At 33.8% G+C, this 18,326-nt stretch carries 18 protein-coding genes; 7 read left to right on the top strand and 11 right to left on the bottom strand.

The features are described 5' to 3' along the window. The first annotated feature begins 1 nt into the window (after nt 1). Nucleotides 2-1,765, top strand: a complete 1,764-nt coding sequence (gene dhaK / locus LJY09_RS08535) for a dihydroxyacetone kinase subunit DhaK (protein WP_098999928.1) — start codon at nt 2-4, stop codon at nt 1,763-1,765. A gap of 346 nt (nt 1,766-2,111) precedes the next feature. Here the strand turns inward: dhaK and LJY09_RS08540 are convergent, their stop codons facing one another. The 4 genes from LJY09_RS08540 to LJY09_RS08555 all read right to left on the bottom strand — a co-directional run bounded on the left by LJY09_RS08540 (nt 2,112) and on the right by LJY09_RS08555 (nt 5,782). Then, nucleotides 2,112-2,345, bottom strand: coding sequence for a hypothetical protein (locus LJY09_RS08540; protein WP_028413804.1), 234 nt, complete (start codon nt 2,343-2,345; stop codon nt 2,112-2,114). Between the two features lie 736 nt (nt 2,346-3,081). Beyond that, on the bottom strand, nt 3,082-3,936 hold the full coding sequence (locus LJY09_RS08545) for a hypothetical protein (RefSeq protein WP_028413803.1): 855 nt from the start codon (nt 3,934-3,936) through the stop codon (nt 3,082-3,084). Nucleotides 3,937-4,363: 427 nt separating this feature from the next. Further along, nucleotides 4,364-5,209, bottom strand: a complete 846-nt coding sequence (locus LJY09_RS08550; protein ID WP_028413802.1) for an isocitrate lyase/PEP mutase family protein — start codon at nt 5,207-5,209, stop codon at nt 4,364-4,366. 96 nt (nt 5,210-5,305) lie between these two features. Continuing rightward, complete coding sequence (locus LJY09_RS08555) at nt 5,306-5,782, bottom strand: DinB family protein (protein WP_028413801.1); 477 nt, start codon at nt 5,780-5,782, stop codon at nt 5,306-5,308. A 160-nt stretch (nt 5,783-5,942) separates the two neighbouring features. Here LJY09_RS08555 and LJY09_RS08560 point away from each other — a divergent pair, with 160 nt between their 5' ends. The 3 genes from LJY09_RS08560 (at nt 5,943) to LJY09_RS08570 (ending at nt 9,549) form a co-directional block, all read left to right on the top strand. Continuing rightward, nucleotides 5,943-6,854 carry a DNA-3-methyladenine glycosylase family protein gene (locus LJY09_RS08560; RefSeq protein WP_028413800.1) on the top strand — a complete coding sequence of 304 codons (912 nt, stop codon included), beginning with the start codon at nt 5,943-5,945 and terminating at the stop codon, nt 6,852-6,854. Between the two features lie 332 nt (nt 6,855-7,186). Beyond that, nucleotides 7,187-8,293, top strand: a complete 1,107-nt coding sequence (locus LJY09_RS08565) for a HesA/MoeB/ThiF family protein (RefSeq protein WP_028413799.1) — start codon at nt 7,187-7,189, stop codon at nt 8,291-8,293. Between the two features lie 20 nt (nt 8,294-8,313). Then, nucleotides 8,314-9,549: an MFS transporter gene (locus tag LJY09_RS08570; RefSeq protein ID WP_372454547.1), complete on the top strand. Its 1,236-nt coding sequence runs from the start codon at nt 8,314-8,316 to the stop codon at nt 9,547-9,549. Between the two features lie 267 nt (nt 9,550-9,816). On the opposite strand, the gene LJY09_RS08575 is transcribed toward LJY09_RS08570, so the two are convergent. Together LJY09_RS08575 and LJY09_RS08580 are read right to left on the bottom strand one after the other, a co-directional pair. Then, entirely contained in the window at nt 9,817-10,251 is a 435-nt protein-coding gene (locus LJY09_RS08575) for a DUF2269 family protein (protein ID WP_028413797.1), read from the bottom strand. 18 nt (nt 10,252-10,269) lie between these two features. Next, on the bottom strand, nt 10,270-10,620 hold the full coding sequence (locus tag LJY09_RS08580; protein WP_028413796.1) for an ASCH domain-containing protein: 351 nt from the start codon (nt 10,618-10,620) through the stop codon (nt 10,270-10,272). Between the two features lie 511 nt (nt 10,621-11,131). Between LJY09_RS08580 and recA the strand changes: the two genes are divergently transcribed. Next, nucleotides 11,132-12,169, top strand: a complete 1,038-nt coding sequence (gene recA / locus LJY09_RS08585; protein WP_028413795.1) for a recombinase RecA — start codon at nt 11,132-11,134, stop codon at nt 12,167-12,169. Between the two features lie 351 nt (nt 12,170-12,520). Here recA and LJY09_RS08590 read toward each other — a convergent pair whose 3' ends face one another. Continuing rightward, nucleotides 12,521-12,994 (bottom strand): hypothetical protein, encoded by a 474-nt coding sequence (locus tag LJY09_RS08590; protein WP_028413794.1) that lies wholly within the window; start codon nt 12,992-12,994, stop codon nt 12,521-12,523. A gap of 204 nt (nt 12,995-13,198) precedes the next feature. After that, a complete protein-coding gene (locus LJY09_RS08595) occupies nt 13,199-13,651 on the bottom strand; it encodes a VOC family protein (protein WP_047751219.1) in 453 nt (150 codons plus the stop codon). Between the two features lie 284 nt (nt 13,652-13,935). Between LJY09_RS08595 and LJY09_RS08600 the strand changes: the two genes are divergently transcribed. Then, nucleotides 13,936-14,439, top strand: a complete 504-nt coding sequence (locus tag LJY09_RS08600; protein ID WP_028413792.1) for a DinB family protein — start codon at nt 13,936-13,938, stop codon at nt 14,437-14,439. Nucleotides 14,440-15,058: 619 nt separating this feature from the next. Here LJY09_RS08600 and LJY09_RS27825 read toward each other — a convergent pair. Further along, nucleotides 15,059-15,268, bottom strand: coding sequence for a VanZ family protein (locus LJY09_RS27825; RefSeq protein WP_081732881.1), 210 nt, complete (start codon nt 15,266-15,268; stop codon nt 15,059-15,061). 316 nt (nt 15,269-15,584) lie between these two features. On the opposite strand from LJY09_RS27825, the gene LJY09_RS08605 reads away from it, so the two are divergent. Beyond that, a complete protein-coding gene (locus LJY09_RS08605) occupies nt 15,585-15,734 on the top strand; it encodes a hypothetical protein (protein ID WP_155017187.1) in 150 nt (49 codons plus the stop codon). A gap of 337 nt (nt 15,735-16,071) precedes the next feature. Here the strand turns inward: LJY09_RS08605 and LJY09_RS08610 are convergent, their stop codons facing one another. Together LJY09_RS08610 and LJY09_RS08615 are read right to left on the bottom strand one after the other, a co-directional pair. Continuing rightward, the gene (locus tag LJY09_RS08610; protein ID WP_028413791.1) at nt 16,072-17,007 is read right to left on the bottom strand and encodes a cation diffusion facilitator family transporter; all 936 of its coding nucleotides are present in this window, start codon (nt 17,005-17,007) and stop codon (nt 16,072-16,074) included. 455 nt (nt 17,008-17,462) lie between these two features. Next, a complete protein-coding gene (locus tag LJY09_RS08615; protein WP_228307663.1) occupies nt 17,463-18,188 on the bottom strand; it encodes a ZIP family metal transporter in 726 nt (241 codons plus the stop codon). Nucleotides 18,189-18,326: the final 138 nt, after the last annotated feature.

An 18,326-nucleotide genomic window follows, 5' to 3' on the forward strand; every position in this document is an offset into this window, starting at 1 on the left:
GATGAAAAAAATTATTAATAAACCAGAAAATGTCGTAATTGAGATGTGTAAAGGAATGGTTCTAGCACATCCGGAACTGAATTTAATTGAAAAATATAAAGTCATTAAAAAAGAGCAAATTAATAAAAATAAAGTAAGCATAATTAGCGGGGGCGGCAGTGGACATGAACCTGCTCATGCTGGGTATGTTGGGAAGGGTATGTTAGATGCAGCAGTTTGTGGTGATGTATTTGCCTCACCTTCTCAAATACAGATTTATCAAGCCATTAAAGAAACTGCTAGCGATAAGGGAACTTTACTCGTGATTAAGAACTACAGTGGTGACATGATGAATTTCAAGAATGCTGCTTATCTAGCTGAAGAAGATGGAATTCAAGTGGATTATGTAAAAGTAGATGATGATATCGCTGTACAGGACAGTTTATATACAGTTGGAAGACGTGGAGTGGCTGGTACTGTTCTTGTCCATAAAATAGCAGGTGCTGCAGCAGAACGAGGATATGATCTATCAAAAGTGAAAGAGGCAGCAGAAAGCGCTATTGCAAATGTTAAAAGCATTGGTATTGGATTAACTTCTTGTACAGTTCCCGCTAAAGGAACTCCTACTTTTGAGATTGCAGAAGATGAGATGGAATTTGGTGTTGGCATTCATGGAGAACCTGGTATCCGTCGTGAAAAAATTATTTCAGCAGACGAACTTGCAGAGCGCATGGTAACGGCATTATTAAAAGAAATAGGGATAGAAGATGGAAAAGGAGAAGTGGCTGTCCTAATTAATGGATTTGGAAGCACACCTCTTCAAGAACTGTATTTATTAAATCATTCTGTCATTCGTGAATTGTCACGTAGAAAAGTAACGATTGCAAGAACGTTTGTCGGAAACTATATGACAGCCATTGATATGGCCGGTGCTTCTATTTCGATTATGAAATTAGATGAAAACTTAAAGAGTCTCCTATCTGAAGAGTGCGATACTCCTGCGTTAAAAATCAAAGGTGAAGTACCAGCTGTCACTTATGATGAAATCATCGGTAGCGTAGAGGCCCCGAAAGTGTCTTATGAGGTGCAAACCAACAAAGAATATTCCGTAGTAACGGAAAATCGATTGACGTTGAATAATATTATTTTTATGGTAGACCAAATGAGTGAATGTATTATTAGAAATGAAATACCGTTTTGTGAATTAGATTCCCATGCTGGTGACGGAGACTTTGGTATGAGTGTTGCTAAAGGATTCAAACAATTGAAAGCTGAATGGCACGAAATTCTAGAAAATAAATCAAATGATATTGGCAACTTTCTAGAGGCATGTTCCATTGTTATCATGGAGCACTGTGGCGGGGCATCAGGGCCTATTTGGGGATCAGCATTTCGTGCGGCTGGAAAGAACACTGAATCTAAAACCGAACTGACTTTAACAGAATTTGCTGAAATGATCCAAGCGTCTGTAAAAGGAATTCAAGCAACAGGAGAACGTTCTTTTGGACGTGGAGCTGTTGTGGGAGATAAAACTTTAATTGATGCCTTAGTACCTTATGCAGATACGTTAACGTCAAGTGCTGCTGAAGGTGAAAGCTTGAAACATGCGCTTGTCAAAGCAGCAGAAGCTGCTGTTGAAGGAGCAAAATCAACTGAACAGATTGTTGCACGTATGGGGCGTGCTGGTACGGTTGGAGAAAGAAGCCTTGGTTATCCGGACGCAGGTGCACATGGCTTAGGTGTAATTTTTACTGAAGTAGCTCAAGTAATGCAAGAAAAACAGTAAAATTTGGTATTATCTCCTCTAAGTATAGTGTAAAGAAATTACTCTTTGAGAGTGAGGGTTACACTATATTTAGTGGGGATTTTTTATGGTTCACTAAGGACGAGCTTCAACTTACTTAAACTGGAAAATGATAGTTTTCTTATCTCAAAAAAAAGCCCGTAAAAGTATACTGTTGCTGACTATCTATATCAGGCAACCTTAATCTTAAATTAAAACATGTTAGCGATATTCAAAAGCATACTAACCGTCTAGAAAAAGAGTGGGAAAGATATAAAAAGAGCAAAGGCTTCTTCATTTATAAGAAGCCTTTGCTCTTTTTATATTGTTAGCTATTAGTAAGTACTAGTTAGAGAAAAACAATTCCAAGTATAAATAAACATATGGTAATAATGTTTATAACATTTTTAGCTTTGTCATCTTCTTTTATTGAGGTTACAAGTTCAAATATTATGACAAGAGTAAGTATAGACAAAGCTATCTGTAGATGTAAGTTAAATGCATATACAGATATTACAATTAGAGCATATATAATACCTAAAATTATATTTTTGTTATTCTTAGTTTTTTCATAATTACTCATTTAAAAACTCCTTATTTAAAAATATTAGCTGTTCTTTGTTTTTAAGGGAAAGTTTCAGTAACTAGGAGTAGGGTAAGGAAGATAATAGAAAAGGAAAAGCTATGTATAATATGATTTATATTTTCTTTGTCTGCTTTCTCTCAAGTGGATAATTTTACAAAAGTTTAAAAAATGAATACCTCCTATAATTGCTGTAACTAGCGTTTTTAATAATATCAAATACTTCTTTCTAAGAATTGTAGCAAAAATAAAAAGCTCCCCCAGCACCATTTGTTTTAGAAAAACTTGATAAGCAATCTTATTTTTTAATACCCTTTCATCCTTGTTGGGTGAGTACACTGAAAGATGGGGTAGTCCTCATATCATATTCTGTAAAAAGTGTACTAAATATGACTGCCTATAGTTCTGAAACAGTACGTTTTCATAAAGATATTCTATCTAGCTCAACTGTATATTAAAATAAACGTACTAGCTTAATTTATTGCTTGTTGATATGTTGTTAGATATGTACCTGTTTAGAAAAAAATAAAATAACTTACTGATAGTCCTTATGTAGAGCAGAACAAGCAGATTCTTAATTATTAAGAGCCTGCTTGTTTTACTTTACACGTAGCAGTAGATTCTTTATTTACGCTTTTATTGGCAAACAGAGCCTGGCACTGTTCGTCATTAGCAATGGGTCAGAAAAGTGCGTCTGTCTTTTTTCATTCTTAATTAATTACCTGTGGGCTAACGTCTAAATACGCATTAATGCGCCATTAGGCTTTGGTAAATCTTGATCCGTTATCAAATTCATTTTGCAAAAATGTTCAAAAAATTGCTGTGCCTGCTCTCGTTCGTTTGAGTCACTTTTCAATGAAACTATATCAAGCAAAATTTGAGCCATCCATGAATTATCAAAATAACGGTATTTACCTGTATTCCACACCATTTTTTGGGAGTTCTTTTCGTTTATATAATATTTCCAGAAAAGCATCTGATTGGATTCTTGTTCTGTAAGTTGGAGTCTGTACGTTGAATGAGCAGGAATATATCCATCTTCGCAAAGCTTACCGATAAAATTTTCATTGACCATATAGACACCTAAGATGCGTCTGTCTTTTTCAGGCATACTGGAATCTATTGCTGTTAACAAGACAGCGCTATTTTGATGTAGGCGGGTGGGTTTGGTTGGCTTCCCCTTGTAATTACCACTTTTTATTACGCCTGAAAAAACCGTCCACTCTGAAAAAGAACTATTCTGTTCTTCTGTGTCGCACCAAAAAACCATTTGTGATTCAGGATGAAGTTTATGGTTTTTCATAAGTTTTTCATGTCCCCAGCGAAGTTCCTGATTTTTTCGCTGTAATTTTTTTTCTTCTTCCTTCTTCCATTCTTCCTCTTTTCGTTCCGTTTCCTTTTCTTCTAAAATTTTTTCCAGGGAATGAGCAACACTTTTATCATGCAGTTTTAGGTGCTTTCCAAATACATCGGGGAAAACAAATTTTTTGTTTTCTGATGCGAAATTTATTTCAATACTAGAATCATTATATTTAACTATAGTACCTGTTCCAAAATGCTTGTGTGTAACTTTCTTATCGATTAGATTCATCATTCTAGGCCTCCTTGTAGAATAAAAACGCGGTTACTACTTAGATAGTAAATTAATATTTTATTCAACTAACTTACCTTTTGAGTTAACACAATTATTTTAATTTTATTTAAAAAAGAAAAAGCAACCTCAGTCTTTAATGGCATTCGAGTGAGGTTGCTTTTTGAGATAACTCTATAACTTTAGATAAATGATAACATATTTATACGATAACGACTATCTTTTCCATGACGAGCACATGTATAAAAGGGGAGATTTTTATACATCATATCTTCAATCACCTGAAAGAAAATAGTTGTTATATCAACGATCTATAAAACGTTTTATGGTAGCTGTTTAAACATAGTTCAAACAGCAAAAGAACTACTGTATATTTCAGTAGTCCTACCAGTTCTATAAAGGCAAGCTAAATTAAATTTGATCAATTCTATTCAGGAGTCCCAATTAGTTCTGTTATCGCATCATAACTCATATTATCATTCATTAATCGTTGAAAATTATTATCATAAAGGATATCTTCAGTAATTCTTTGTAATAATGTAGCAGTTGCTCTAAAAGGGGCGGATCCAGTACTTATTCTTTCAATACCAACTTGGGATAATGTATTAATAGAAGGCAAGTTTGGCCCAGACAAAAGATTAATGGGACAAGATAGTTCTTGTCGAACTTTTTTAATGGACTCCATGTCATATAGTCCAGGAATAAAAATACAATCTGCTCCAGCCTTTTGATATGCTTTTCCCCTATTGATGGCTTCTTGAAGTCTTAGATCCGGATCTCCTGTATTTAACCAATACAAATCAGTACGCGCATTAATAAATAATGGGGCTTTTAGCGATTTGGATAGTAATCTAATTTCAGATATTTTTTCTACTTGCAACGAAACATCTAAAATAGGACTATCTAAATCTCCCGTCCCATCTTCTAGGTTTATACCAATTCCTCCTGCTAAAATAATTTGTCTTGTATTATCTACCACTTCATTAGTAGACCTTCCATAGCCAGACTCTAGGTCTACACTGACAGGAATATTGACGGAATTAATAATTCTCTTAACAGCTCCTAACATTTGTTCAAAAGGGATTTTTTCACCATCATTATATCCTAAAGACATTGCTATGCCAGCACTGGTTGTTGCAATAGCTGGAAACCCATTTTTCTCAAAAATTTTAGCACTGATAACATCCCAAGCATTAGGCAATACAAAAGTATAGGGTCTTTTGTGAAGTTGTTGAAACGTCTGAAATTTAAGTAACTGCTTTTCATTATTCACAATGGTTCTTCCCCCTTTAAGTAAACAACTTTATGGCTTTGTATGAGCGTTCTTTAGAGCAGAGAAAAATAAAACAACGGGAGATTAATCAGAAACTTAATCCCATATTATAGGACGTTTAACTTTTGCAGTTCTTAAATAATCTAAAAGTTGTCCTGTATGTACTGATTCATGATAAGCAACTCGTAACAACATGTCCCCTAACTCTCGAATATATCCCATCTCCGATCGGTCTATTTTTATCTCTGTTAGCTGCTTTTCTTTAAGGAGTCCTAAAAACTCTATAAATTTTTCCCTATATGGTTGAGCAAACTTTAATGCTTCTTCAACAGAACTAAATGTTACTGCCTTATAAGGATTATGCTCCTCTGTTAGAGAAAGGTTAAGGGGTTTTTCTAACATTTGATGATAGAGGTATTCTCCTTCAAGAACATGATGTATCATCTCCCTACATGACATTGCTTCTGGATCAGGGCGCCAGTCTAACCTATCTTGAGGTATTGACATCCATACTTTTATACTTCGACGTCTCACTTCTTCAAAGTTTAGTAAAATAAAACTCATCGCATCCATTTTCGCTCACTCCTTTAATTTTACTATAAATATAACATATCCAAAGTCTTACAATGAAAAATATGGATGGTTTTATAAATATTATCTGTTTATTTAGATTAATCATTAATTTTTCAAGAAAGCCTGTTAATATAGATTTATTAAAAATTAGGAGGAAGTTATGAGACAAAAAATAATTAGAATTAATAAACCAAGCATATATAATTTTGATTTAATTTTAAGGTACATAAAAAACTCGCCCTCTTTTGTAATCGAGAAGGTTATTGAAAACACATATTGTAGAGCTTTTATAATAGGGGGAAGAACGTACCTAGTACTAGTTAGGGACGAAGGAATCGATAGTAAGTACTTGGAAGTTAAAGTTATTGGTGAAGAAGTTAAGAATAATCAGGTTCAACTAGTAAAGGAGAAAATTATCACAATATTTTGTCTGGAACAAGATATAAACAAAGCTCAAAAGTCTATAGCTAATGAATCTAAGATAGGAAAATTAATAAAAATGTACGAAGGGTTTAGACCTGTTTTATTAGGAAGTGTCTACGAATCCATCATATGGGCAATCATCGGTCAACAAATTAGTGCAAAAGTTGCTCATAGGATTAAAAAGAGTTTGTTAGAAAAAACAGGAGCTAAAATAATAATTAATAACTGTGAATATTATACAGATTTATGCCCCCACAAGGTGATGAAGTTAAATATAAACCAACTTCGTGACTTAAAGCTAAGTCAAAGGAAAGCTGAATATATTCATGAAATAACTAAAGCCATTATAGATGAGGAGCTAGACTTAAGTTGCTTATATTTATTAGATCGTGAAGGGGGTTGTAGCTATTTAATGAAACATAGAGGTATAGGAAAATGGACGGCAGAGTCAATACTAATGAGAGGTATAGGACGTCAAGACATTCTACCCGCAGGAGATTTAATTATACGTAAAGTAGTAGGAGAGATTTATGAGTATAACGAATTATTAACAGAATCACAAGTTAGAAAAATATCTACTCAATGGAAAACTGCGGAAACCTGGATTACTCATCTATGCTGGTTTTACATGCAAGAAAAAATATTATAAATGGAATATTTGTCGGTTTAAAATAAACGAAAAAAAGTATAATTTACCTGTTTTTGTTTGAATATTATAAAAATTGGATTTAATTGTTGAAAATGCCTTTTTAATGCAATATTATAAATATATCTTTTAAGAAATGGAGGTGTTAGTTATGAAGGTAAAAGTTAAGAAAACAACTAATAAAGCTGCGGTATTAAACGGTATTCCAGGCTAAAACGTTATCATTATGTGAACTACTTACTTATTGTTTAAACTTCAAGTCTGTAAATATAGGGAACTATCATATGATAGTTCCCTATTTCAATAATTAAGAGAAATGGAGTGAAATGTAGAAAATGAAACCTAAGTTCAAAGAGACAATCCCTGTATTTTTTATAAATGATGAAATCCATATTGGTGAAGAAGATGGAGTAGCAGGAGTTATTGAAGATCCCAGTGGAAGTATTAAGTATTTAATTTCTCTTATTAACGGAAAAAATTCTATAGAAGAAATAATACATTTAGTCCAAGAAAAGTATCCAAACATAAAAGAAAATGAGGTATTGGAAGGGATAAAGGCATTAGATACAGAGAAATATTTAGAAGATAATTCTTTGAATCCTCAATCTATAGGAGATTATGAACTCGAAAGATACAAAGCAAACCTTAATTACTTTTCGCTTTTTACGTCTTTAGAGGACAATAGGTACAATGTGCAAGAAACTATCATAAATACAAAGGTTGCTTTGCTCGGAATCGGAGGTTTAGGTAGTCAAATACTATATCATCTATCTGCATTAGGTTTTCATAACATTAATGCATTGGATTTTGATACTTTGGAATTAAGCAATTTTAATAGACAGTTGTTATATTCTGAAAAAGATATTAATAAGTTAAAAACGGAATTAGCAAAGGAAAGAATATCGCGTTTTAATCCTAATGTTAATTTAAACGTTACTAATAAGCGTATAGAATGTGCTGAAGATGTAATGGCACATATTGAAGGTAGTGATTATGTAATTTGTGTAGCCGATAAACCAACCCTTCATATACAGGACTGGGTAAATGAAGCAGTAGTGAAGTTAGGAAAGCCGTTAGTTTCAGGTGGAGTCCTAAACACAAGGGGCAGATTTTATTCTATGTTACCAGGAAAAACTGGGTGTGTAGAGTGTCATAAACAAACCATAATTGAAAGTGATGTTATAGTTAATAAGCAACTTGACAGTATGCATCAGATAAATTTTCAACGAAATAATGCTGCGATTAGTCCTAATGTAGCTATGTTGGCTGGTGCTATTGTAAATGAATTTTTAGGGTTGGTAACAGGTATTCAAACTCCAACATCATTAGGGAAAATGATGGAATTAAATTTCCTTACATATCAAACTTACCCTATTTCAGAGTGGAATAAGAAAGAGGATTGTCCAGTTTGCCATTCCGCACCTGTAACAGCAGGTAAATAATTATGATGGGGGGGTAAATGTTGAAATCTTATGAAGTACTAAAGAACAGAGATTTTTTATGCTTATTTTTAAGTGCCACAACAAGTAAGTTGGGCACGTCTTTTTTTCAAATCGCACTGCCTTTATTAGTATATGATTTGACTAAATCACCAAGTTTAATGGCATTAACATTTGTTTTAGAAATTACGCCTCAAGTATTGTTTAGTTTGTTAGGCGGAGCCTTAGCTGATCGTATAAGTAAGAAATACATTTTATTAATAGGTGATATTTTATCAGCCATTTTAATTATTATCATACCTCTTGCAGCTTCAATAAACGTGTTAGATATATGGATTGTATATGTGGTAGCTTTTTTAATATCAGCTGTGAGTGCATTTTATCATCCAAGTTTTGAATCAGTCATACCAGAAATTTTAGAAGGTGAAAATTTAATACAGGGTAACTCTTTATTCAAGTTATCAGAGACAATTACAACCTTTGCAGGCCCTTCAATAGCAGGCATTTTAATTGCTTTGGTTGGAACTCATAACTTATTATATTTTAATTTTTTTACGTATTTTCTTTCTGGAATATTCATTGGCTTAATAACTAAGAAATATAAAAGCCAGAATCCAGTTAATAGTTCTATAATGAATTCAATAGCTGAAGGAGTTAAATACGTTATAAATACTAAAAAGATTTTGATAGGGACTATTCTCATATTCTTAATCAATGTGGGTTATGGTGCTATGGAAGCTTTATTTATGTTTCATCTAAAAGATAATTTACATTTATCGGCACAGTATATTGGTTTAATATTTTCCCTACAAACCTTAGGGTCATTTGTAGCAATTTATGCTGCAAATAAACTAAATAAATTACCACGGGGAAATATAATTATCTATTGTGGTGTAATAATAGGTTTAGGGCAAACTATCCTTACTTTTTCAAACACTGCAGTTATTTTGTTAATAGTCTGTAGAATTGTAATTGTCGGTTCGGTAACATTATTAGCAATTAATTGGTTTACCCTTAGGCAAGAGATTGTGCCATCAGCCTTATTGGGAAGAGTAATTAGTTCAACTCGTATGTTAGCTTTTTTGGCTTTACCGATTAGTGGAATGTTAGCAGGTATTGCAGCTGAATATATTAGCGTCTCTTTAATTTTTATTTCAGCAGGCATCCTAACGATTGTAGCGTCTTTAATCGGCATTAAGACCTCTCTATTTGAGACCCAACAATCTATAGATCAACCTATTAATAGTAGCAACAAGTAGATAATTACTCGGGTTGACTTGAAACATATTGATATTTAGTGTATTCTTCTATAAGAACTTCATACTTGGAGTTTAAACAATAAGTAAGAACCCCTTTAACATATGGTTAATAGGGGTTTTTTATTTTTAATCCAAATGTGCATCTGATATACAAGCAAAAATCTTTTTTCATACCTAAAATACGAGTTATGTTAAGTAAAACGTAAAGTATTTGATGAAAATAATCAGTTTAACTATTTACTCTTAGTGATGACAAATGGATGGGTGTCACCAAAAAGTTGGCTTACCGACCATAAACCAAAGCATAGTCATTAATAGAATGATATAAATCCAAATAGATCGCTCTAGTTTAGTTGCCAGTTCTTTTTTATTTTGTCCTTCCTCCTTGTACTTTCGAAGTGTTGGTGAAAAAGCACGGGCCAGAAAGAACAAGGAGCAAAAAAGGAAAATCAGTGTCATTATAATCCACGGCGTAGTCCACGTCCATGGGCCACACATAACGAGGAGTATCCCTGTGATAACAAGAACATGGCCCGTATGTTTTGCGAGCCTAACAACAGATTGAAATGTGATCAAATAGGCATTCATTTCTTGTTCTCTTGAACTATGTAATTTTTTAACAATTGGCAAGAGAATAAAGAAAGGACCAATCGATAAAATGACACTAGAAACATGAATATATACTAATATACGGTACAACAAATCCATTTCTTTTACCTATCAATCGTTGACTAATCTGAACTCATGCACCCATACCCTCATTTGCGGAAGCCAAGGCATCCCAGGATGATAAGACAAAATAGATTGTTTATATTCCTCTACTGTAGCATAGCCTTCCTGGCGAGCATTTTCATCGGTTAATTCACCTAGTGATTGAGAATAAACTCGTTCCACTACAAATTTTTGATCTTCTAAAACCATTATCTCTCCTACATCAGCATATCTTCCATTTCGGCGAGTTGCTGTTTTGCTGCCTTTGATTACTTTATTTACATCATCCGGCATTGTTACAAGTCGATCGATTGCACATGTTTTTGGTGGCAATTCATTTTGTGCTTCATGGTTACTCATTAAAAAACTCCTTTCATATCTTGTCTCGTATTTAATGTATCATATTTTTAACGACGAATTTCATTTGAATTTATTAGGTGGAAATTTTCTCTAATAAATCTATTATAATTTATCCCTTTTCTTATTCGATAGTCCAAGTACATAACATAATGTATATAAGAGAATGAATTATTCTTTGTTCGTATAATAAGGGTTATTTTATAGATTGAAGTTTCAATAACTGTAAGTATTAAAGGTATAAACCTACTTTTTACAAAAAAGATATTTCTTTGGCTGGTTTGTACAAAACTTTCTCCTTTACAACTAGATGCGTTTATTGTATGATTACACAACAGGAACATTTGTTCGATATTAAGGGTTTAGAGATAAATAAAGGAACAACAGAATAAACCAAGACAGTTAAACACAAAATTTTCTCGCACGGAGCAAAAACATTTGAGCCAATCCTTATTATTTATCCACATACATTGTCGTTTACTGTAAACGTACTAACAATCGGAGGTTTTAAATTATGAATGATAAACAAGCAGCACTAGATATGGCTCTAAAACAAATTGAAAAACAATTCGGTACAGGATCAATTATTAAGATGGGGGAAGGCACACATACAAAAGTTGAGGCATCTAGCTCAGGTTCATTAGCTTTAGATATCGCTCTTGGGATTAATGGTTATCCAAAAGGAAGAATCATGGAAGTGTACGGACCCGAAAGCTCAGGTAAAACAACAGTTTCCTTACATGCGATTGCAGAAGTACAAAAAAATGGAGGTCGAGCTGCCTTTATTGATGCTGAACACGCACTTGATCCAGTTTACGCAAGAAAACTAGGTGTAGATATTGATGAGTTACTGTTATCTCAACCAGATACTGGTGAGCAGGCACTTGAAATTGCTGAAGCATTAGTTAGAAGTGGTGCTGTAGATATTATTGTTGTTGACTCAGTAGCAGCATTAGTTCCTCAAAAAGAAATTGAGGGAGAAATGGGAGATTCTCACGTAGGTCTACAAGCTCGTTTGATGTCTCAAGCCCTTCGTAAACTATCTGGAGCAATTAATAAGTCTAAAACCATTGCTATCTTCATCAACCAAATCCGGGAGAAGGTAGGCGTTATGTTTGGAAATCCTGAAACAACGCCAGGCGGAAGAGCGCTAAAATTCTATTCTTCCGTTCGCCTTGAGGTTCGCCGCGCTGAACAACTTAAACTGGGAAATGACATAGTTGGTAACAAAACAAGAATTAAAGTAGTCAAAAATAAGATGGCACCTCCTTTCCGCATTGCTGAAGTAGATATTATGTATGGAGAAGGTATCTCAAGAGAAGGAGAAATCTTAGATATTGGTTCTGAAGTAGATATTGTTCAAAAGTCTGGATCTTGGTTTTCTTATAATGGGGAACGTTTAGGGCAGGGACGAGAAAACGCTAAGGTTTTCTTAAAAGAAAACCCTGAAATCAGAGAAGAAATTAGAAAAAACATTATTGATTTTAAATATGGTAATACTGACAACGATAATGATATTGATAACGATAGCGATAGTGAAAACGAAAGCTAATAAAAGCTTAAAATGCCTTTCCCGGCAGCTTCAAGCCCATCCATTTCACTGATTTCACTTCATTATTTTGGTCATTTTATGCGATTTATAGTAGCCAGCAGGGAGCTGATATTGTCTTAATTCAAAAGGAGCTTGGCCACAGTGATCGTAAAATAACGGAACGTTATCTAGAAAAGGTTTTGCAGAGAAAACAAAAAATTGGGCTACTGTGGAAGGAACAAGATTTCTAATTGAGATACTGTTGTCTAAAGCGCTATACTAGACTTTTTATTGCAATCTCTTTAAACAGAAAAATTCTTATAGCAAACAAACAGAACCCTATTTAATTAAATAGGGTTCTGTTTAATTAGATCAAGGTCTATGGAAGTTGACCGTTTTCTCATCGTCCCCCGTGCGTTCAAACCAACCTCTAAAGGCCCAGTTATCATAACCTCCATCACCTTCATTAATAAACGTTCCTTCTTCAAATATCCAGACCCCGAACGTGATACCATCATAATCTACGGTATCAAAATATTGTACACCTTGTAACTGGTCGGAATTATAACCTTGACTTAAATTCATTACTATCACATTATACTGCTGACCCGATTCAAAGAAAGCTTTTTCCATCGCTCCCTTAACAAAACCACTTCGATTGTCGGCCGTTTTAGCCGCATCTGCAATCGCTTGTCCTATGGCTACTGGATCAATCGCTACGTCTCCTCCAACTTCTGCAGCTTCTGCGGAGCCAGCAGAACCTCCTAAATTCGGTAGAGCTAATGGCGTCGCTAACATAGCTAAACCTACAGCAGAAGCTACAACAGCTTGTTTCGCTCTTCTCATTTGATCTCCTCCTATTTTAGTTGATTCTTAGAACTAATACCCTTTTTATGAATATTAAAACAAAAATTCCATAATTAAGTATATATAGGGGGGCGAAAAAGTAAAATAAAGGTTTGAAAAAACCTGAAAATAATCTCGATCTATTGAAGATTCAGATAGGTTAAACGTACATTTCAGTAAAGACTTTTATAAAACGTCACTTACTTATTTGTTACTGAGTTGCTCTGCCAAACCGATTAAAAGTCCTTCTACTCCACGAATGTAGCAGAGACGATACGAGTCCTCGTACTGAACCACTTCGCCAACGAGCTGAGCGCCATATCTAGTAAGTCTGGACACCATTTCGTCAATGTCTTCAACAGTGAACATGACGCGTAGATAGCCGAGAGCGTTTACAGGAGCATTCCGGTGATCTGATATAGTAGGTGGGCTGAGAAATCGCGAAAGTTCAATCCGACTGTGACCATCCGGGGTGACCATCATCGCAATCTCTACACGCTGAGAACCCAATCCCGTTACGCGGCCACCCCATTGACCTTCGACGGTGGCCCGCCCTTCGAGACTCAAGCCAATCTCCTTAAAGAAAGAAATTGCGTCATCAAGGGATTCTACAACGATGCTGACATTGTCCATTCTTAGTAGGTTGTTTTTTTCCATAGTTTTATCTCCTTATGTGTAAAATTTTATTATCTGTCCATTTTCATAATCATTCTATTTAAAAGTTACAAATTCCTTTCAAACAAAACATTCCTATCCTGTCACTAGGCCATATTTGTTGTATACTTTATATTTTTTGTAGAAAAATGATCTATTTGTCATTAATACACGAAGTACTTTATCATTTACTTAACTAATTAATGAAAAAATGGGTGTAATAATAATTCTAAAGAGTGTATAGTAAAGAATAATTTTTCATTATATGTCTGAGAGGTGGGATTGTTATGGAAAAGCTAGAATATGAATGGGTAAAACAAGCACGACAAACTTTATTAGAGCAGTGTAGAGAATTGAGTGAAGGTGACTTGACGAAAGAGTTTGCATTTGGTTTTCAAAATATTAGAGATTCTCTAGTTCATGTGGCAGGTTGCTACCATGCTTGGTTAGGTTCTTTTGTGCTTTCAGAAACATCATCACCACTATTCACAAAAGAAGTAATTAATACTATGAAAATAGACGATATTCAGCATTATTTTCAACAGGCTGATAGATATGTAGAAAAAGTATTGGAGCAATTCACAGATAAATTTGATGAGTCTATCGAAAAAGAACTTGCTTGGAGAGCAAACAGTGGTTTTGTAAGAAAGACACCTCGTCAATTGCTTACCCATTCAATTACTCACGAATCACATCATAAAGGACAAATTGTAGTTATGTTACGTCTATTAGGACATACACCTAAAAATACGGACATATTGGGATTACCTGAAAAAGAACCTTTCAAATAATAAATTAAGAAATCATTTCACGAAGAGCATATTTGCAGTCCTAGCTTATATTTGGATGTTCCAAGAGGCCGTGATCGGGCTTCCTGAAATTGTGCAAAACATCTCGCGTGTGCTGGATATTGGTGAACGTGTTGCTGAAGACGTTCACAGCTAGAATCACAAAAATTTAACCAACCATCGTTGTTACGCTATCCACTAAATTATTGTTGTTGTCTTTTCAGAGAAATAAATCCATAAATATAAGTTGGAGGGTTTTAATGAAAAAAATATTTCTTCTAATGGACTCTGAGGAAAAGGTATCTTCTTATTTCATCTAGATAACGGAATGAGCGTTAAATTCAGTGGTATTTAGTAATATCAAGTTGGGAAAATTTGTAGAAAAAGAACTATTTTGTCGTCACTAAGTGTAAATAGTAAAAAATAAATAATAAATAAAATACTTTATCAATTACTTAACTAAAAAAACTTAAGTAAGGTTGCTTTTTAAAAACAGAGTCATCACAATGTTTATTTTTAAAGTTATATGTATATGAATCTACAAATCTGGCCAGACTAATAACGTATTCCCAACAGAACAACCTCCTGTACAGGAGGTTGTTCTGTTTTATAAATTATATACTTAGTTACCATCAACCAGCTTATTGGAACAAAAAGGGCATCTATCTATATAGTCGCCCTTTTTTATTTTACTGGCTTGCTTATTTATTAAAAGAACCACATAACTTATAACTGTTCCAAACATATTAAGTAGAACATCGTCTATATCTAAGCTACGTCCCATGAAATATTGAATAAATTCAATTAAACATGTAACAGATAAATCTAAGATTGTTACTTTTTTTACTTAACGAAACTTTCTTGATAGGGGTTTATTTTTATAGAATCCTTCAAAAAGGTTGCTATAGACCCACTTGAACTTGCTTTGTTAGGATAAAAGAGAGGAAACATTATGGAGTCCTGTAGTAGATATCTCCATTCTCGCAAATTCCATCTTGGGAGTAGACGCTGCTCATGATATAACAGCTAAAGTAGAGAATACATTAGCATAAGAACACAGTATAGAGGGTGCTAACTTACATGTGGAAACAAGCCAAATAGTAAACATGCCAATTAAAACGAATACATAAAGGGAAGGAATTAATCATATGGAATTAGGATATAAGAAAAACATACAGCTTAAAGATAGAGATTTAAAGTATAAAATAAAAGATAGTGAGGAAACAATTGAATTGATTGTTTTTATTGCACTTTTAAGTGTGATTTTTATTATTAATACTTTCTTTAAATTCTTATAGTCTTTTTTACATGTGATTGTATGAAAAGATATAGTATGTATGTCTGGACGTGCGTGCATATTATAGTAAAAAGCCACCTTTACTTCAAATACTAGATGGCTTTTTATTTTATTAACGATAATAATTTCTTTAACACTCTGCAATAGATTTGAATATTTTGTTCGTGAAAATATATCTTTTTAAAAACACAAAAACTCATTCATAATGTAAGAAAGAGCTGGGAAATAATAATTCGTAAAAGTGAGTCATGATTTTTTTGTCTGTTGACCTATACATTTAGTTTATTATCGACAGCAATATTCTTCAGGGTTTACACATATAAAAACACCAAGTTGTATTAGTGATGACCTTCACGTTTGGTGGTAGAGCAAATAGCTGACTCATCATGAGGGTGCTCTTCGTTTTCTAACTGGATAGTTGCATGCTCAATTTCTTGATGTTGAAGTTTGGATTCAATTTCTCTTAATATGACCTGACTTTCCAGGAAACTTATCTGATTATTTAACACCACATGACAGGATAATGCATTTTTCCCACTAGTTATACTCCAAACATGTAAATCGTGGACATTTAGTACACCTTTAACTGCATGAATTGCTTCCATTACTTTTTCTAAAGAGATTCCTTTCGGTGTACCTTCCATTAAAATTCCTATTGTCTGCTTTACAATTTTCCATGCGCCCAAAGCAATTAAGAATGCAATAAGAACGCTTAGGATTGGATCAACGATATTCCACCCAGTGAATAGGATAATAAGTCCTCCGATAATAACTCCTGCCGAAGCCATTGCGTCCCCAATCATATGAAGTACGGCGCTTTTCACATTGATGTTGTCTTCCTTCCTTAAGCCAAGACCTAAGTAAAGGTTCATGACTAAACCAACAGATGCACTAATAAACATCCACGTACTTCCCACTGGTTGGGGATCCTTAAAGCGATCAATCGCTTCGTATAGTATGACAACAGCGATAACAATTAACGTCATGGCATTAATAAAAGCAGCTAGTATCCCTGAACGGTGATACCCGTAAGTGAAATTTTCCGAAGCTGGCTTTTGGGCTTGGTGCATAGCAAACCAGGATAGCCCTATGGCTGCAATATCTGTAAGTACATGTCCAGCATCAGAAAGTAGGGCTAAGCTGCGTGAAATGAATCCTCCAATTAATTCGACTACCAGGATAATTAAAGTAAGAAAAAATGCTAATTTCATTTTCCCAATCGGAGCATGGGAGTGAAATACATCTCCGTGGTCGTGATTATGGTTGTCTACCATAAGAATCTCTCCTTTCTGCAAAAAACTGATCATTGTTTAAAAAACGTTATTTCTCTTGTTTTGGATTTGATTAAAAGTAGTTTATTTAAAAAACTCAATTGGCGGATCTTTAAATTGTTGAAAATTCCATATACTAAACATTCCTTTTAAGACAGTAGAAATAGAATGTTAATTCTTTTGTGGTGAGATAGTGAGTGCTTTTAAGTTCTGGAAAACAATAAAAGGAGTTTCATTATTTCGACATTTAATTTGACCATTTATTTTAGTATTTTCAACTTTATTAAAAATCATTTATGTCACTCAAAAGCTGTTTCCAAATCAATCTCATACTTCTTTTTAACAAATCAGAAAAAATTCGGATCACGACTTTTGAATTTCTTATGTAATATGATTAATCTTATAAGAATGAAAAAGAGACCTTATAAATTAAGATCTCTAAAATTTTCTATATAAGTTTAATGACTATGAAATAGTGAAAGGGAATAGTGATAAATATAAATAATTAGTACTCCTAGCGATATTAATAGCCATACATGTAGGTTTCTGAAGTGACTAATAGCCTTTCCTATTATTTCATGAAAAATAACAAAAGATAGGGTACCAATTGCTCCTCCGGTCGATAAAGCTTGTATTTTAAGCGAGGAAGCTTGTACACTTTCTCCAAGTAATAAACTCCCTCCCAAAGATAGTGATAGAAGGACTATAATGAATAAAAAGAAGACGTTAGGTATTTTTGCTATGGAGAGAACGGTCATTAGGGCCATACCCTCTGGAATTTGGTGTAAGAGGGTAGCTACGAATACGGAAGCTGACTGATGTAGATCTGTTATCTCAAAGGTAATTCCTGTAATAATATTATGAAAAAAGATTGCAGCCGTTAATAAAATAAGTGACTGAAAAGGTGAAATTGCACTATTTGTTTTATGCAAAAAGAGGTCAATGCATAGCATAACGATATATCCTGCTACGATGCCTAATAGAACGCCTTTTAAATCATACAGATGCCATGTGGAAGGAAGGATATCAAAAAATAACAACCCTAATAAGATTCCTCCACATATCGCATACATAAACTGAATTCTACCTCGTGACAGGTGACTAACTAATTTAAGAAGTCCTCCACCTACTAATAAACCCATTACAGAACCTAAAGTAAATAAGGTATTTATTTCTATATGCATAATTGCTACTTCCTTTCGGCGATATGTTTTTTTACAACTAACCTATTCAAAGGAAGGGCAATCATACCTATGTTTTATAAATGGTTAAAAAAATAAAAGTACATGATATTAACTTTGGAGTGATTTTTAGGTGAATCA

It is taken from the genome of Priestia sp. J2 (assembly GCF_020790095.1).
Classification (GTDB): domain Bacteria; phylum Bacillota; class Bacilli; order Bacillales; family Bacillaceae_H; genus Priestia; species Priestia zanthoxyli.

Excerpts from the sequence above, each read along its gene's own strand:
- dhaK (WP_098999928.1), top strand. The coding sequence starts at position 2 with ATGAAAAAAATTATTAATAAACCAGAAAATGTCGTAATTGAGATGTGT.
- LJY09_RS08540 (WP_028413804.1), bottom strand. The coding sequence starts at position 2,345 with ATGAGTAATTATGAAAAAACTAAGAATAACAAAAATATAATTTTAGGT.
- LJY09_RS08545 (WP_028413803.1), bottom strand. The coding sequence starts at position 3,936 with ATGAATCTAATCGATAAGAAAGTTACACACAAGCATTTTGGAACAGGT.
- LJY09_RS08555 (WP_028413801.1), bottom strand. The coding sequence starts at position 5,782 with ATGGATGCGATGAGTTTTATTTTACTAAACTTTGAAGAAGTGAGACGT.
- LJY09_RS08560 (WP_028413800.1), top strand. The coding sequence starts at position 5,943 with ATGAGACAAAAAATAATTAGAATTAATAAACCAAGCATATATAATTTT.
- LJY09_RS08565 (WP_028413799.1), top strand. The coding sequence starts at position 7,187 with ATGAAACCTAAGTTCAAAGAGACAATCCCTGTATTTTTTATAAATGAT.
- LJY09_RS08580 (WP_028413796.1), bottom strand. The coding sequence starts at position 10,620 with ATGAGTAACCATGAAGCACAAAATGAATTGCCACCAAAAACATGTGCA.
- recA (WP_028413795.1), top strand. The coding sequence starts at position 11,132 with ATGAATGATAAACAAGCAGCACTAGATATGGCTCTAAAACAAATTGAA.
- LJY09_RS08590 (WP_028413794.1), bottom strand. The coding sequence starts at position 12,994 with ATGAGAAGAGCGAAACAAGCTGTTGTAGCTTCTGCTGTAGGTTTAGCT.
- LJY09_RS08595 (WP_047751219.1), bottom strand. The coding sequence starts at position 13,651 with ATGGAAAAAAACAACCTACTAAGAATGGACAATGTCAGCATCGTTGTA.
- LJY09_RS08600 (WP_028413792.1), top strand. The coding sequence starts at position 13,936 with ATGGAAAAGCTAGAATATGAATGGGTAAAACAAGCACGACAAACTTTA.
- LJY09_RS08605 (WP_155017187.1), top strand. The coding sequence starts at position 15,585 with ATGGAATTAGGATATAAGAAAAACATACAGCTTAAAGATAGAGATTTA.
- LJY09_RS08610 (WP_028413791.1), bottom strand. The coding sequence starts at position 17,007 with ATGGTAGACAACCATAATCACGACCACGGAGATGTATTTCACTCCCAT.
- LJY09_RS08615 (WP_228307663.1), bottom strand. The coding sequence starts at position 18,188 with ATGCATATAGAAATAAATACCTTATTTACTTTAGGTTCTGTAATGGGT.